The sequence below is a fragment of the Nonomuraea sp. NPDC059023 genome, assembly GCF_042740095.1.
Taxonomy (GTDB): Bacteria; Actinomycetota; Actinomycetes; order Streptosporangiales; family Streptosporangiaceae; genus Nonomuraea.
On record NZ_JBHYIO010000003.1, the window covers coordinates 322,269 to 335,702 of the forward strand.

Annotated in this window: 11 protein-coding genes; 4 read left to right on the plus strand and 7 right to left on the minus strand. The window is 70.2% G+C overall.

The genetic code is table 11. From position 1 onward, the window contains the following. Window positions 1-38: 38 nt before the first annotated feature. The 3 genes from ACFWYW_RS07440 to ACFWYW_RS07450 form a co-directional block, all read right to left on the minus strand. Entirely contained in the window at window positions 39-1,550 is a 1,512-nt protein-coding gene (locus ACFWYW_RS07440; RefSeq protein ID WP_379611610.1) for a hypothetical protein, read from the minus strand. A gap of 103 nt (window positions 1,551-1,653) precedes the next feature. Further along, window positions 1,654-3,102, minus strand: coding sequence for a serine/threonine-protein kinase (locus ACFWYW_RS07445; protein ID WP_379611609.1), 1,449 nt, complete (start codon window positions 3,100-3,102; stop codon window positions 1,654-1,656). Continuing rightward, entirely contained in the window at window positions 3,092-4,591 is a 1,500-nt protein-coding gene (locus ACFWYW_RS07450) for a protein kinase (RefSeq protein ID WP_379611608.1), read from the minus strand. The genes ACFWYW_RS07445 and ACFWYW_RS07450 overlap by 11 nt, the downstream gene beginning before the upstream one ends. 123 nt (window positions 4,592-4,714) lie before the next feature. On the opposite strand from ACFWYW_RS07450, the gene ACFWYW_RS07455 reads away from it, so the two are divergent. Further along, window positions 4,715-6,421 (plus strand): DEDD exonuclease domain-containing protein, encoded by a 1,707-nt coding sequence (locus ACFWYW_RS07455; RefSeq protein WP_379611607.1) that lies wholly within the window; start codon window positions 4,715-4,717, stop codon window positions 6,419-6,421. A gap of 10 nt (window positions 6,422-6,431) precedes the next feature. Beyond that, window positions 6,432-6,719, plus strand: a complete 288-nt coding sequence (locus tag ACFWYW_RS07460; protein WP_184970864.1) for an Lrp/AsnC family transcriptional regulator — start codon at window positions 6,432-6,434, stop codon at window positions 6,717-6,719. Window positions 6,720-7,397: 678 nt separating this feature from the next. Here ACFWYW_RS07460 and ACFWYW_RS07465 read toward each other — a convergent pair. Genes ACFWYW_RS07465 through ACFWYW_RS07480 form a run of 4 tightly spaced genes read right to left on the minus strand, consistent with a single transcriptional unit; the run spans window position 7,398 to window position 11,627 of the window. Continuing rightward, window positions 7,398-9,062 (minus strand): cytochrome bc complex cytochrome b subunit, encoded by a 1,665-nt coding sequence (locus ACFWYW_RS07465; RefSeq protein WP_379611606.1) that lies wholly within the window; start codon window positions 9,060-9,062, stop codon window positions 7,398-7,400. After that, complete coding sequence (locus ACFWYW_RS07470) at window positions 9,059-10,159, minus strand: Rieske 2Fe-2S domain-containing protein (protein ID WP_379611604.1); 1,101 nt, start codon at window positions 10,157-10,159, stop codon at window positions 9,059-9,061. Before ACFWYW_RS07470 ends, ACFWYW_RS07465 begins: the two co-directional genes overlap by 4 nt. Beyond that, on the minus strand, window positions 10,156-10,965 hold the full coding sequence (locus tag ACFWYW_RS07475; protein ID WP_379611603.1) for a c-type cytochrome: 810 nt from the start codon (window positions 10,963-10,965) through the stop codon (window positions 10,156-10,158). Before ACFWYW_RS07475 ends, ACFWYW_RS07470 begins: the two co-directional genes overlap by 4 nt. A 14-nt stretch (window positions 10,966-10,979) precedes the next feature. Then, window positions 10,980-11,627 carry a heme-copper oxidase subunit III gene (locus ACFWYW_RS07480; protein ID WP_184970856.1) on the minus strand — a complete coding sequence of 216 codons (648 nt, stop codon included), beginning with the start codon at window positions 11,625-11,627 and terminating at the stop codon, window positions 10,980-10,982. Between the two features lie 207 nt (window positions 11,628-11,834). Between ACFWYW_RS07480 and ACFWYW_RS07485 the strand changes: the two genes are divergently transcribed. Then, window positions 11,835-12,233: a hypothetical protein gene (locus ACFWYW_RS07485; RefSeq protein WP_379611732.1), complete on the plus strand. Its 399-nt coding sequence runs from the start codon at window positions 11,835-11,837 to the stop codon at window positions 12,231-12,233. 10 nt (window positions 12,234-12,243) lie between these two features. Further along, window positions 12,244-13,290, plus strand: a complete 1,047-nt coding sequence (trpD, locus tag ACFWYW_RS07490) for an anthranilate phosphoribosyltransferase (protein WP_379611602.1) — start codon at window positions 12,244-12,246, stop codon at window positions 13,288-13,290. The last annotated feature ends 144 nt before the right edge of the window (window positions 13,291-13,434 follow it).

The window sequence follows — 13,434 nt, forward strand, 5'->3', positions numbered from 1 at the left end:
ACCGTAGTCATCGCACTTGCAACCCAGTTGCAGGAACCTCAACTGCCGATCGGCTGTTCCTTCATCGCCGCGACGAAGGCGCGGGCCAGCTTGAGCGCGCCCTCGCGGGCCTCCTGGTCGGCCAGCAGCCGCGCCTTGGCGGTGTTGGGCGCGGCGCCCTCGGGGACGTCCACGCCGGCGTAGTCCACGAGCACCACCTTGGCGCCGACGCGCAGCACGATCGTGCCGCTGCCGTTGTGGAGCAGCCCCTTCTTGTACTTGACGTACTGGCTGAAGGCGCTGTCGCCCAGGTCCTTGATGTCCGTCATCTTGCTCCAGGTGATGCCGCCGAAGCCCATCTCCTGGTTGGCGCCGCGCTTCTGCGCGTACATGCCCCTGGCCGCGCCCTGGTCCTCGGCGCCCGCCCGGTTGGTGAACTCGTGGACCGTGATCATGGCGCTGCGCAGCTTGTAGCCCGCGCCCTCCATGGGGATCTTCTTGTTCAGCCAGCGGCACTCGCTCTGGCGCTCCTGGCCTGCTTCGGCGCCGCGGGCGCGGGTCTCGCCCTCCGGCACGAGCTCCAGCGCGACCTGCGCGACCTTCTGGCACACCGGCGGGAAGACCGCCACCGGCGTGGGCGACAGCGTGGGCCGGGCGGTCGGCGACGCGGAGACCTTGGGCTTGGGCTGGGCGAGCACGTTCGGGTTGGCCGCCTGCCAGGCCGCCATGCCCTTCACCACGTGGCCGACCAGGGCGCTCGCCTCGCGCAGCGCGTTCTCCTCGTTGATGGACTTGGTGCCCTCGTTCGTGAGCATCTTGGCGTCCTTGGGCTGCTGGCTGGCCTGGAACTTGACCTTGACGGTCATGTCGCCGTTCCTGGCCTGGGCCTCGCCGAAGGAGTACCACAGCAGGTCCCCGGAGCGCCGCCAGGTGTACTGGACGAAGGCGCCCTCGCCCACGCCCGGGATCTCCCGCATCGGAGAGATGTACTCCTTCTCGTCCTTGCGCAGCTCCGGCTTGGCGGTCTCGCGGTACTTGGCGCCGCTGAGGTCGAGCTCGTAGGAGCTCTGGGCCATGGCACGGCCGGTCTTGGCGCCCTCGCCCTTGTGCTGCTCGACACGGATGTCGATCTCGCGGCTGCGCCAGAACTCGTTGTAGGAGATGCGGCGGTTTGTCCAGTTGCAGGTGAAGGAGATCGTGTAGGAGTCGGGGGCGTCGCGCGAGTCGCCGCTGACCGTGGCGCCGGGCACCAGCCGCTCGGCCTCCTTCCGCGGCACCATCGCGCACACGTCGAGCGCGGCCGGCGCCGCCGGCTTGCCCGAGCCCGAGCCGGAAGGCACGCCCGTGGGCTTGGCCGCGGGCGGCCGGGTGCCGGGCAGCGAGGCCTTGCCCGTGAGCACGAGCGCCGCCACGGCCCCGGCCCCCAGGACCACCACGACCACGGCGGCGACCAGCGCGACGATCCAGCCCCTGCGGCGGGGCGGCGGCAGTTGGGCCGGCGGCATGGTCGGCTGCTCGAACGGTCCGCGGTACGGGTTGGTCGGCGGCTCGAACTGGCTACCGGGGTTCACTGCGTCACTCCTGACTTGCCCGGGAACGGTGGGGAAACATGCTAGTCATGGGGCTTGCAAGGCACTTGCAGGCATCAGCCCCTTACGCTCCGTCCCATACGCATCAGCCCTTCAGGGCGCCCGCGACGGCCTTCGCGGCCCGCGCGGCCAGGTCCTTGTCCTCCGCGCCGACCTCGCGGGCGTCCTGCTCGTAGACCAGGACCTCCCCGATGAGGTTGCTGTCGCGAAACAGCACCCGCGCGGTGCCCTGCCCGTTGCTTCCCGTCAGGTGCTTCTTGAACGTCGACTGCGCGAACGCCGCCTCGCCCACACCGGGTACGTCGGCGACGTCGCCGGTGGTCAGCCGGAACGTGGTCCCCTTCGAGGCGCTGCTGTTGACCCGGTCGGCGTCGAACAGCGTGCGGGCCGCGCCCGGCCCGTCCAGGCCCCCGCGGGGCTGCTCGGCACGGGTGCGCACGGTCAGCTCGCGGGCCGGCCGCGAACCCCGCCAGACCCGCCAGCGGCACTCGCCCTCGCGGGTGCGCTCGGCCTTGGCCGCCGTCTTCAGCAGTTCGGCCACCTGGGCCGCGGGGAGCAGGGTGCACGGGTCGGGGGCGGTGGCGTACTTTCCGGCGTCCGGAGCGGTCAGGACGGCCACGCCGTACCAGGCCCCGGCCCCCAGCACGAGAACGGCGGCGAGCGCGGCCGGCAGCGCCCACCGGCGCCGGCGCGGCCCGGAGGCCTGGACCCGCGGCGGCGGCCCGCCCGACAGCGCGGCGCGGACCTGCGCGGCCGTGGGCCGGGCGGCGGGCTCCTTGGCCAGCATCGCCATGAGCAGCCCGCCCAGATCCCTGCCCGCGCGCGTGGGGAAGGGCGGCTCGTGCAGCAGTACGGCGGCGGCCACCGCGGCGGGCATGGCCCGTTCGAACGGCGGGCGCCCCTCCACCACGGTGTACAGGCTCGCGCCGAGCGACCACAGGTCGGAGGCGGGCCCGGAGGCGTGGCCGTTGAGCCGCTCCGGCGCCATGTAGCCGGGCGAGCCCGCGCTGCCGTAGCGGTCGCCGCGCCCGCCGACGGGGGCGGCGATGCCGAAGTCGGTGAGCATCGCGGTGCCGTCGGCGTCGAGCAGGATGTTGGCCGGCTTCACGTCCTGGTGGACGATCCCGGCGGCGTGCGCCGTCTCCAGCGCCGACAGCACGCGCAGCCCGATCGCCGCCACCAGGCCGGGCGGCAGCGGGCCGTGCTCCTTGACGACCTTGTCGAGCGAGCGGCCGGTGGACAGGTCCATGATGATCCACGGCTGGTCGCCGTCGAGCACCACGTCGTGGATGAGCACGATGGCCGGGTCGCGCAGCCGTCCCGCGGCTCTGGCCTCGTGGATGGCGTTGTGGGCGAACTCGGCGCGTTCGTGCGGGCTCAGCCCGCCCGGCACCCTGACCTGCTTGACCGCGACGGAACGGTGCAGGGTCTCGTCGAGCGCCCGCCAGACCGTGCCGGCGCCGCCCTCGCCGAGCCGCTCCAGCAGGCGGTAGCGGCCGGCGAGGAGATAGGAGCCGGAGCCGTCAGCCCGCACGGCGCAGCCCCTGTTCGATCAGCTGCGCTGCCTTCTGCGCGGTGTTCCTGATCTCCACGTCGGTGGGCTTGTTGTTGATCGTGGTGTACTCGACCTGCACGACCAGGTTCGCCGTCCGGAACAACACGAACGAGCTGTGGACCCTCCCGGTCTTGCCGGACAGCTCGAAGGCGAAGCCGCCCTCTCCCGGGGCGGTGACCTTCCTGATGGCGCCGCGGCTGGCGGGCAGGCTCTGCTTGACCCCGATCTCCGGCCAGGTCCACTGGAGCTTGGCGGAACGGTTCCAGTAGCGCTCCTGGTTGGTCAGGAGGCGACCGGCCGTGGCGGGGGTCATCCGCCAGGGGTCGGGGGTGTCGGAGTCCTTCTGCACCTGCAGTCCGAGACCGGCGCCCTGCAGCGTCCAGCCGCACTTGGGCCCCACCTCGTCGGCGGACGGCTTGACCGCCGGCGCCTGGCGGGTGTCGAGCAGCGTGCCCACCTCCTCGGGGGTGAGCAGCTTGCACAGGTCGAGCGGCACGTTGTACGCGCTCGGCGGCGCGTTGTCCCCCGGCCGCAGCAGGAAGAAGCCGCCCACGCCCGCGACCAGCAGCACGGCGGCCGCGGCGGCGATCCAGATCCAGGCCCGGCCGCGGCCCTTGCGCCGCGTGGGCACGGTGGCGTCGTGGCCTCTGGGCAGCTCGGGGTTCTGGCCGGCGGACAGTTGCCGCAGCGCGTGCAGGGCCGTGGCCGCGTCGGGCCGGGCGGCGGGGTCGCGGGCGAGCATGGCGGCCAGGAGGAGGCCGATCGGGCCGCGGGCGGGCCTGGGCGGCCTGGTGAGCGTGTTCTTGATCCGCTCGGCCACCGGCCCGTCGTACACGGGGCTGCCCTCGGCGGCCAGGAAGAGCGTGGCGGCCAGGGACCACAGATCGCTGGCGGGGCCGCCCGGGTGGCCCTCCAGACGTTCCGGCGCGATGAAGCCGGGCGAGCCGATCATCAGCCCCTGCTCGGTCAGCGTGGCTTGGCCCTCCTGGCGGGCGATGCCGAAGTCGGTCAGCACCACGCGGCCCGAGTCGGTCAGGAACACGTTGCCCGGCTTCACGTCCCGGTGCTGCAGGCCGCGGGCGTGGGCGGCCGACAGCGCGTCGAGGGTCTCGGCGCCGATGCGGGCGACCTGGGCGGGCGGCAACGGCCCTTGGGCGGCCACCAGCGCGCCGAGGTCGCGGCCGCGCAGCAGCTCCATCACCAGCCAGGGCCGGTCGTGCTCGACGATGACGTCGTGCAGCGCGACGATCCCGGGGTGGCGTAGCTGTGCGGTGGCCTGCGCCTCGCGTACCGCCCTGGTCACGGCCTCGTGGCGCTCGCGCGGGGCCAGGTGTTCGGGCAGCGTGAGCTCCTTGACCGCGACCTCGCGATCAAGCATCTCGTCTCGCGCCAGCCAGACGCGGCCCATGCCGCCGCTGCCGAGCGGCCGGATCAGGGCGTACCTGTTGGCGAGTCGTCCCCCGGACATAGGTAGGAGACTAACGAAAGATCAGGATTTATCGGTCAGGTACGCTCCCGAACCCCGATCCGATCGGCTGGACAGGGGATGCGGGCGGATAACTGTCGGTCCCCCCTTCTATGGTCTTGGTTCGTGGACGCGGTTCAAGGCACTCTCGACGAGCTAGGCACTCCCCTCAGCGAAGTCACGTTCGTCGTCTTCGACCTTGAGACGACCGGCGGATCCCCCGCCGAGCACGCGATCACCGAGATAGGCGCGGTGAAGGTCAAGGCGGGCGAGGTGCTCGGCGAGTTCTCCACACTGGTCGACCCGGGTGGACCGATCCCGCCGTTCATCTCGGTGCTGACCGGCATCACCGACGCCATGGTCGTGGCCGCGCCACGCATCGAGTCGGTGCTGCCGAGCTTCCTGGAGTTCGTCAGCGGCGCCGTCCTGGTCGCGCACAACGCCGGGTTCGACACCCGCTTCATCAAGGCCGCCTGCGCCGCGCTCGGCTATCCGCCCCCGCTCAACCCGGTGGTCGACACCGTCGACCTGGCCCGCCGCGTGCTCACCCGCGACGAGGTGCCCAACGCCAAGCTCGGCACCCTCGCCCGCTTCTTCCGCAGCCCCACCGAGCCCTGCCACCGCGCCCTCCAGGACGCGCGGGCCACGGTCGACGTCCTGCACGGCCTGATCGGCCGGGCCGGCTCGTTCCAGGTCCACACGCTGGAGGAGCTCAAGTCGTTCGTCCGCGCCCCCACGCCCGAGCAGCAGCGCAAGCGCCACCTCGCCGAGTCGGTGCCCCACGCCCCCGGCGTCTACCTGTTCGAGGACGAGCGCGGCGAGGTCCTCTACATCGGCAAGTCCAACAACCTGCGCAACCGCGTCCGCTCCTACTTCACCGCCAGTGAGACCCGCCCGAGGGTGCGCGAGATGATCGGCATCGCCGAACGCGTGCGCCACGTGGTCTGCGCCACCGCCCTGGAGGCCGAGGTACGCGAGCTGCGCCTCATCGGCGGCGCCAAACCCCGCTACAACCGCCGCTCCCGCTTCCCCGAGAAGGTCGTCTGGCTGAAGCTGACCCAGGAGCCCTTCCCCCGGCTCTCGATCGTGCGCGAGGTACGCGACGACGACGCCGCGTACCTGGGCCCCTTCAGCAGCGCCAGAGCCGCCGACGACGCCAGAACGGCCCTGCACGAGGCCGTCCCCCTGCGCCAGTGCACCCAGCGCCTGACCGCCTCCACCCGCGTCGCCGCCTGCGCCCTGCACGAGATGGGTCGCTGCGGCGCTCCGTGCGCCGGCCACGAGAGCCCCGCCGACTACTCCCTGCACACCGAGGCCGCCAGACGCGCCATGCAACACGACGCCGGCGCCGTCTACACCGCCGTCAGCGCCCGCATGGAACGTCTGTCGGTCGAGCAGCGCTACGAGGAGGCCTCCGTCGACCGCGACCGCCTGGCCACGTTCATCCGCGCCGCCGCGCGCATGCAACGCCTGTCCGCGCTGACCGGCATCCCGCAGATGGTCGCCGCGAGCCCCGCGTTCGACGGCGGCTGGGACATCCACGTCATCCGCTACGGCCGCCTCGCCGCCGCCGGCGTCATGGCCCGCGGCACCCACCCCGTCCCCTACGTGGAGTCACTGGTCGCCACGGCCGAAACCGTCATCCCCGGCCCCGGCCCCACCCACGCCGCCACCGCCGAGGAGACGGAGTGCATCCTGCGCTGGCTGGAGTCCCCCGGCATCCGCCTCGTGGAGGTCGACGGCGAATGGAGCCTGCCCGCCCGCGGCGCCGCCCGCCACAAGGCCCGCATCGACCTGGCCTACCGCGGACTCGACCACAAGGCGCTGCGATAAGGTGGCAGCCATGGTCACGGCAATCGTTCACATCAACGCCGAAGTCGACCGCATCCCGGAGGTCGCGCAGACGATCGCCGAGATCGACGGGGTCAGCGAGGTCTACTCCATCACCGGCGAATACGACTTGCTGGCCATGGTCCGCGTGTCGGCCTACGAGCAGATCGCCGAGGTCATCCCGGGCCGCCTGAACAAGGTGGCCGGCGTGCTCCACACCGAAACCCACATCGCCTTCCGCACGTACTCCAAACACGACCTGGAGTCCGCCTTCTCCATCGGCCTCCCCGAGACCGACTGATCACTTTTCTCTGTCGGCCCTCAGAACCTCCGCGCCGCACGCCCCTGAAGGGCCTCTTTCCGTTACGGCAAGCCTCTGTTCAGGCGCCTTCTCCGTTACGGCAAGCCTCTGTTCAAGCGTCTTTTCCGTTACGGCAAGCCACGCCCCGCGCCACCCGCCGCCGTGGGCTGAGGCCGATCGTGGGGATCGCTTCTCACGTCGGACAACACCCCGCCGCAACGGCCAAGGCCAGCACGCGCCCGCGAACCCCAACCCGGCACCAGCGCCTTTCAGCCGCCCCGGAACCACAACTCCCGGTCCCGGATCTTCCCGTTGACCGCTTCCCCCGCCGCCTGCACGGTGTCTCCTGGCCGGCGAGGGGTTCGGCGGCGAGGGGTCAAGGTGGGCCGTTGCGGTGGGGACCACGTCCGACGTGAGAAGCGATCCCCACGATCGGCGCCAGCCCACGGCGGCGGGTGGCGGTGGGGCGGCTTGCCGTAACGGAAAGTGCACCTGAACGGAAGGTGCGCCCGAACGGAAAGTGCGCCTGAACGGAAAGTGCGCCTGAACGGAAGGTGCGCCTGAACGGAAAGTGCGCCCGAACGGACAGCCCCAGAGGCAGCCCGACCACACGGAGAGCCAGAAACACGCAAAGGGCCCGAACGCATGGCTCAGGCCCTTAACGGAGTTGCTGGTGAACTAGTGGCGCGTGATGGACTTGTCACCGCCGCTGTCGCCGGCGCCTACGGCGGCGTGGTCGTCTTCGTGGCCGTGGCCGTGGCCGTCGTCGAGGGGGATCTTCTCCCCGCCGTACGACTTGGACATGGCCGCGCGCAGCTTGCCGAGCGGCCCGCGCATCCCCTTGGGCGGGATGCCCGCGCTGTCCTCGGCGACCGCCACCATCGGCACCGGCTCCTTGGCCCGCAGCGAGTCCTCGACCGTGTCGATCGGCGGCGTGTGCACCTCGATGAACTCACCGTGCGGCAGCCGCTTGATGACGCCCGACTCCACGCCGTGGCCGATGACCGCGGCGTCGGAACGCTGGAGCCCCAGGCAGATCCGGTAGGTGATGATGTACGCCAGCACCGGCCCGATGAGCACCAGCACCCGGCCCGCATACGTGGTCACGTTGAGGCTGATCTGGAAGACGTTGGAGATCTCGTCGTTGGCTCCCAGCAGCCACAACACGCCGTAGAACACGATGGCCGACATGCCGATCGAGGTCCGGTGCGGGTTGTTGCGGGGGCGGTCGGAGACGTGCAGGGCGCGGTGGTCGCCGGTCACCCAGCGTTCCAGGAACGGATACAGCGCCAGGCCCGTCATGATGATGCCCATCGGCAACAACGCCGGAATGATCACACTCAGCGGCAGCGTGCCCGCGTGGGACGTGCCGAACAGGTTGATCTCCCAGGCGGGCATGAGCCGCAGCGAGCCCTCCAGGAAACCCATGTAGAAGTCGGGCTGCGATCCCGCCGAGATGTCCGCCGGGTTGTAGGGCCCGAAGATCCAGATCGGGTTGATCTGGGCGAACGTCCCCAGCCCCGCGATGAGCGCGAAGGTGAACAGGAACATCGCCCCGGCCTTGAGCATGAACGCCGGGTAGAACGGCGCGCCGACCACGTTGTGGTTGTTCGCGCCACGGCCGGGCATCTGCGTGTGCTTCTGGACCCAGGTGAGGACCACGTGGGCGCCGATCAGCGCCAGCAGAATGCCGGGGATCAGCAGGATGTGCAGCGAGTAGAACCGCGAGATGACATCCATGCCCGGGTACTCACCACCGAACAGGAAGAACGTGATGTACGTACCGACCAGCGGCAGCGAGATCGCCACACCCTCGGTGATACGCAGACCCGCACCCGACAGCAGGTCGTCCGGCAGCGAGTAGCCGGTCAGGCCCTCGGCCAGCGCCAGCGTGAGCAGGATGACACCGATCAGCCAGGTCAGCTCGCGCGGCTTGCGGTAGGCGCCCATGAAGAACACCCGCAGCATGTGCACCATCATGCTGGCCACGAACAACAGCGCGGCCCAGTGGTGCATCTGCCGCATCAGCAGGCCACCACGCACGTCGAAGCTGATCTCCAGCGACGACGCGTACGCCTGCGACATCCCGACGCCCTTGAGCGGGGCGTACGAGCCGTCGTAGATCACGTGCTCCATGCCCGGCTTGAACCACAGCGTCAGGAACGTACCGGTCAGCAGCAGGATGATGAACGAGTAGAGCGCGACCTCGCCCAGCAGGTACGTCCAGTGATCCGGGAAGATCTTGCGGAGGTTGCGCTTGAGGAAGTTGCCCGCCCCCAGCCGGTCGTCGAGGAAGCTCGACGGCCCGCTGATGGCCTTGGGCACTGACGTGAGCTCACTCATGCCGTGCTCCCTTCCCTGGCCGCCTGCTCGGCGTCACCGCGCTCCCAGTAGCTGGGGCCGACGGGGACGTTGAAGTCTTCCTTGGCGATGAGGAAACCCTCGGCGTCGACACCGATGTGCAGCTGCGGCAGCGGCCGCGCGGCCGGGCCGAAGATGACCTTGGCGCCGTCGGCCGCGTCGAACGTCGACTGGTGGCAGGGGCACAGGATGTGGTGCGTGGTCTGCTCGTAGAGGGCCGCGGGGCAGCCGACGTGCGTGCAGATCTTGGAGTACGCCACGATCCCGTCGTGCGTCCAGTTCTTGTTCGTGCCCGGCTTGAGGTCCTCCGGCCTGAACTTGATCAGGATCAGCGTGGCTTTGGCCAGGGCGTTCATGTCGTGCTCGTAGCCCTCGGGCACGACCGACAGGATGCCGCCGGGCGAGTTGAAGTCCGCGGCGCGGATCGGCTGCCCGGTGCCCTCGACGATCAGCTTCATCGGCTTCTTGAGCGTCTCCGCCCACACGGTGTGGCGCAGAAGCTTGTTGAAGTTGGCGCCGGTCATCTTGGAGTTGTCGAGGTCGCGCAGCAGTACCAGCGGCAGCAGGCCGAGCGGCGCGGAGGCCAGCAGCAGCGTGCGGCGCAGGAGCGGCCGCTTGACGAAGCCGCTCTCGTTGGCGCCCTGCAGGAACGTGTCGGCGACCTCTTCACGGGTCGTCTCGTCCGTGGCGAGGTCGTGGCGTTCCTGGATCAGGTTGTACTTCGGCATGATCGACCGCACCCACACGGTGACGCCGACGGCCAGGCCGAGCAGCGCCAGCGTCAGCGTGCCGCCGAGGGCCAGGTTGGACTGGCCCGTCGACTCCGGCGTGCCGACCTGGATCTGCACGTACAGGATGATGAAGGCGATCGCCGACAGGAACGTGATCGTGAAGCAGAGCGCCACGACCTTCTCCGCCTTACGCGCCGACTTCTCGTCGGGGATCATCACGCCGGGCACGTCGGCGTCTTCGACGGTCTCCTTCGCCCCGAGCATCGAGGTGCCCGGTGCGGGGGTGCCGATGACACGCTTGGGTACGCGCTCGTCCGGCTGCTCGTTCTCGTGCTCGTTGTCTGTCATGACTTCTTCCGCTTCTTCGCGGTGATCCAGATGGCGACGAGCGCCATGAAGCTGATACCCACGACCCACGCCACGAGTCCTTCGGTGACCGGGCCGATGCGGCCCAGGCCGAAGCCTCCGGGGTCCCTCTGGGAGCGGACCTCGGTGATGTAGGCGATCATGTCGCGCTTTTCCTGCGGCGTGATCGTCGTGTCGTTGAAGACCGGCATCGCCTGCGGGCCGGTGACCATCGCCTCGTAGATCTGCTGAGGAGAGGACTCGTTCAGGCTGGGGGCGTACTTGCCGCGGGTCAGCGCGCCACCGGCGCCGCCCCAGTTGTGGCACTGGATGCAGTTGGCGCGGAAGAGCTCACCGCCCTTGGCCGCGTTGCCCATGGCCGGGTCGATCTGGTCCTTGGAGGGGATCGTGGGCCCGCCGCCCAGCGACTGCACGTATGCGGCCAGCTGGCGGGTCGTCTCCTCGTTCACCCACCGGGGGGTGGGCTTGCGCGGCGCCTGGGCGCCGGGGTTGGCTGCCGGCATGCGGCCGCTGCTCACCTGGAAGTCGACGGCCGCGGCGCCCACGCCCACGAGCGTGGGGCCCGTGGAGGTGCCCTCCGCGTTGAGGCCGTGGCAGCTGGAGCAGTGGGCCTGGAAGAGGCTCTTGCCCTGTGCGACGTCGTCGAGCTTGCCGGACGCGAGAGCCGCGTCCGCCGGCCGGCTTCCCTGGACGAGCGTGGCGTAAGCCACCCCGATCAGCGCCAAGGCCAGAACCAGGACGGCATATCTCGCGAGGGGATGCCGCCGCCAGGCGGTGGTCCTAGTCACAGAGATCCCGTTCCTTAACGAATGATGTAGATGGTCGCGAAAAGACCGATCCAGACGACGTCGACGAAGTGCCAGTAGTAGGACACGACGATCGCGCTGGTGGCCTGCTCATGCGTGAAGCGCTTCGCGGCGTACGTGCGTCCCAGCATGAACAGGAACGCGATCAGGCCACCGGTCACGTGCAGGCCGTGGAAGCCCGTCGTCAGGTAGAACACCGAGGTGTAGGCGTTCGCCGACAGGGTCGCGCCCTCGCTCGCCAGCTCCGCGTACTCATACAGCTGACCGGCCACGAAGACCGCGCCCATGAGGAAGCTGACGAAGTACCAGAACCGGAGCTTGCCGACCTGGCCCTTTTCCGCGGCCCACACGCCCAGCTGGCACGTCACGGAAGACAGAACCAGGATGATCGTGTTGACCGTCGCGAACGGGATGTTCAGGTGAGCAGCCGCCTCCGTGCCCGCAGGCTGGAGGGACGGGCCCCATTCGAAGCCGTCACCGATGCTCACCGACCGGATGGTGAAGTACATCGCGAACAGCGCCGCGAAGAACATGAGCTCAGAGGACAGCCACACGATCGTCCCGACGCTGACCAGGTTCGGTCTGCGCGACGAATGTGCTGTCGTCGTCGAAGTTATTGCGGATGCTGTCGCCACGGGCAGCATTATTGCGGTTCCTGTGGTCGGTCCGGCGCACGACCCCCCGTTAGCAGGAACAAACATGCCACCAACCAGGGATAATTAGGGCAAATCACCCGCCAGGCCCGGCGGCCTGGGATTCCGTCCCGCGCCCCCGGTACGATCCAGTTGACCCTACCTCTACGACCGATAGCGAGCGCAGCAGTGAGCACCACTGGGAGCACCGACGAGACCATGAAGGTCCTCGTCTACAGCGACGACGCCGGCACCCGGGACAAGGTGCGGCAGGCGATCGGGCGCCGCCCGGCGGCCGACGTGCCGTTCGTGGAGATCGTCGAGTGCGCCACCGAGCCCAAGGTGCACCAGTGGCTCGGCTCCGGCGAGATCGACGTGGCCGTACTCGACGGCGAGACCCAGCCCGCGGGCGGCATGGGCGTCTCCCGCCAGGCCAAGGACGAGGTCTACGACTGCCCGCCCATCTGCCTCATCATCGCCCGCCGCGACGACCGCTGGCTGGCCGACTGGTCCAAGGCCGACGCCGTGGTCCCCCAGCCGATCGAGCCGATCGTGCTGGCCGACGCCGTCGCCGGTCTCATGCGCCGCCGTTCCGCCTCCCGACTCAACGCGAAGTAGGTACCCGACGATGGACTCCCGCACGACCTGGCCCGCCCTGCTGTCAGCCCTCCTCGCCGGAGAGCACCTCACCGCGGACGAGACCGCCTGGGCCATGCGGGAGATCATGTCGGGGTCGGCGACACCCGCCCAGATCGCCGGGTTCGCGATCGCGCTGCGGGCCAAGGGCGAGACCGTGGCCGAGGTCGTGGGCCTGTCGCGCACCATGCTCGACCTGGCCACCCCGCTGCACGTGGACGGTCCCGTGGTGGACGTCGTGGGCACCGGCGGCGACCGCGCCCACACCGTGAACGTCTCCACGATGGCGGCGATCGTGGCCGCCGCGGCGGGCGCCCGCGTCGTCAAGCACGGCAACCGGGCCGCGTCCTCCTCGTGCGGGGCCGCCGACGTGCTGGAGCACCTGGGCATCCGCCTCGACCTGACCCCCGAGCAGACGGCAAGCGTGGCCCACGAGGCCGGCATCGCCTTCTGCTTCGCGCCCGTCTACCACCCGGCGCTGCGCTTCGCCGGTCCCCCGCGCAAGGAACTGGGCGTCCCCACCGTCTTCAACTTCCTGGGCCCGCTCACCAACCCCGCCCGCCCCACCGCGCAGGCCATCGGCGTCTACGACCCGGACATGCTGCCGGTCCTGGCCGGCGTGTTCGCCGAGCGCGGGGTCTCCGCGCTGGTCTTCCGCGGCGACGACGGCCTCGACGAGCTCACGATCGCGACCACGTCCACGGTGTGGGTGGTCAGGGACGGCACCGCGACACAGACCACGTTCGACCCGGCGGTGCTCGGCATCCCGCGCGCCGAGGTAGGCGCGCTGCGCGGCGGCGACGTCGACTTCAACGCCCAGGCGGTGCACAACCTGCTGCGCGGCGACAAGGGCCCGATCCGCGACGCGGTCCTGCTCAACACGGCCGCGGCACTGGTCGCGCTGGACGGCGCGGGCGACGACCTCGACTCGGCCATGATCGACGGCTATGCGCGCGCCGTCCAGGCCATCGACTCCGGCCGCGCCGCCGCCACCCTGGACCGCTGGATCGAGACCAGTCGTTCTCATCGTCCTCTGTGACTTTCAAGGGCATTTCCATCCGTTACGGCTTCCGCCGTGGTTGCCCGGACTCGCCGCCGTGAGCTGAGGTCTGTCGAGCGCCGGTCGTGAGGGCTCACGGGGTACTCGCCGCTACGACTCCGCCCTTGACCGGCCACCGTGCCC

What these genes read in the sequence shown, in the direction of transcription:
- ACFWYW_RS07450 (WP_379611608.1), bottom strand. Translation starts at nt 4,591, where the DNA reads ATGTCCGGGGGACGACTCGCCAACAGGTACGCCCTGATCCGGCCGCTC.
- ACFWYW_RS07460 (WP_184970864.1), top strand. Translation starts at nt 6,432, where the DNA reads ATGGTCACGGCAATCGTTCACATCAACGCCGAAGTCGACCGCATCCCG.
- ACFWYW_RS07465 (WP_379611606.1), bottom strand. Translation starts at nt 9,062, where the DNA reads ATGAGTGAGCTCACGTCAGTGCCCAAGGCCATCAGCGGGCCGTCGAGC.
- ACFWYW_RS07470 (WP_379611604.1), bottom strand. Translation starts at nt 10,159, where the DNA reads ATGACAGACAACGAGCACGAGAACGAGCAGCCGGACGAGCGCGTACCC.
- ACFWYW_RS07480 (WP_184970856.1), bottom strand. Translation starts at nt 11,627, where the DNA reads ATGCTGCCCGTGGCGACAGCATCCGCAATAACTTCGACGACGACAGCA.
- ACFWYW_RS07485 (WP_379611732.1), top strand. Translation starts at nt 11,835, where the DNA reads ATGAAGGTCCTCGTCTACAGCGACGACGCCGGCACCCGGGACAAGGTG.
- trpD (WP_379611602.1), top strand. Translation starts at nt 12,244, where the DNA reads ATGGACTCCCGCACGACCTGGCCCGCCCTGCTGTCAGCCCTCCTCGCC.